Below are 1,430 nucleotides of genomic sequence, written 5' to 3'. Positions count from 1 at the left end.
AAACTGCGCGATCAGATAGCTGACCAGCTCACGCTTTATCGCTGGTGTTAAAGCTAATGGAATGGTTCGCCCCCACTCAACTTGCTAAAATTGCACTTGCTGTCAGCCCTTATATTGGAGGTGTGTTATGTCACGAACAAAAGCACAGTCCCTTAGCCGAATGGGTATTGATATCGGTAAAAATACGTTCCATGTAGTAGGAATGGACGATAAAGGAAATATCCTGATTAGGCGATGTTTTACCCGCGTTAAATTGATTGAATATCTAGCCCGCTTACCCCAAACAACGATTGGAATGGAAGCCTGTCCGGGTTGCCATTGGCTGGCCAGAAAAGCTAAATCATTTGGACATACGCCCTGCATCGTCCCGGCACAATTTGTAAAACCTTTCGTTAAATCAAACAAGAATGACCTGATTGATGCTGAAGCAATAGCCGAAGCCATTTCTCGTCCTACTATGCGGACAGTGATACCAAAAACAACGGCACAGCTCGATCTACAGGCATTACATCAGATCAGAGAACGCGTGGTCTCTCATAAAACAGCGGTGGTGAATCAGGCCAGGGCATTTCTCCTGGAATACGGATTAACTATCCACAGTGGAATTGCCAAATTTACACATGATATGCCTTCTCTGTTATCTGACGAGCAAAACGAACTGAGTCCATCAATGAGGGATATACTCATTGATCTCTGGCAGGAATATCGGTCTCTTGAGGAAAAACTGTTGCACTTACGTCGCCAGATTGAGTCTATCGCTGATGCAGATGGAATAGCTAAAAGGCTGACGTCTATTCCCGGTGTAGGGAAATTGACAGCGACGGCAATGACGGCGTTTGTAGGTAATGGCCAACAATTTAAATCAGGGCGCAATTTAGCTGCCTGGCTGGGGCTTGTACCACGAGAATACTCAACAGGAGGCAAGCAACGTTTATTAGGTATGAGTAAACGTGGCATGCTTACCTGAGAAAACTGCTTATCCATGGAGCCCGAACCTGTGTTCTGCATTTGAACAGGACAACAAATTTTCTGGGACAGTGGGTACAACTTATGGAAGAGCGCGGTGTACACCGCAATAAGGTTGTTGTCGCACTGGCGAACAAAATTACCCGAATTATCTGGGCTGTCATGACACGACCGGGCGCTTTTTATTTACAGCAACGAGAAATCTGAACTCGCTTAAAATCTTACCAGTTTGCAGGGTATGTGATGACAAAACTGTGCAATGGCGTCTTGTAAACCCGGGACAAAAAAACGGCTTTAACAGCCGAAGAAGCTTATTGGGAACCTGACGCGCTTATTCCATCATGGCCTTGCTGCCAAAAGCAGCTGACTTGCAAGAGGCCGGATACATTAACGCAAACAGCTTTATCATGAGACTGTAATTTAAATTGTGTAATTGCCTGTTTTTGATATGTTCACTCCAACAA

1 protein-coding gene is annotated in these 1,430 nt (G+C 45.1%); it reads left to right on the top strand.

Annotated elements, in window-relative coordinates; translation table 11 throughout:
- Nucleotides 1–127: 127 nt before the first annotated feature.
- Nucleotides 128–967 carry an IS110 family transposase gene (locus CWM52_RS25825; RefSeq protein ID WP_206057740.1) on the top strand — a complete coding sequence of 280 codons (840 nt, stop codon included), beginning with the start codon at nucleotides 128–130 and terminating at the stop codon, nucleotides 965–967.
- Nucleotides 968–1,430: the final 463 nt, after the last annotated feature.

Source organism: Raoultella sp. T31, assembly GCF_002806725.1.
Lineage (GTDB): Bacteria > Pseudomonadota > Gammaproteobacteria > Enterobacterales > Enterobacteriaceae > Klebsiella > Klebsiella electrica.
This window is presented reverse-complemented; position numbering and strand designations above follow the sequence as displayed.

Bases quoted from the DNA above. Each gene is read 5' to 3' on its own strand.
- CWM52_RS25825 (WP_206057740.1), top strand. From the start codon at position 128: ATGTCACGAACAAAAGCACAGTCCCTTAGCCGAATGGGTATTGATATC.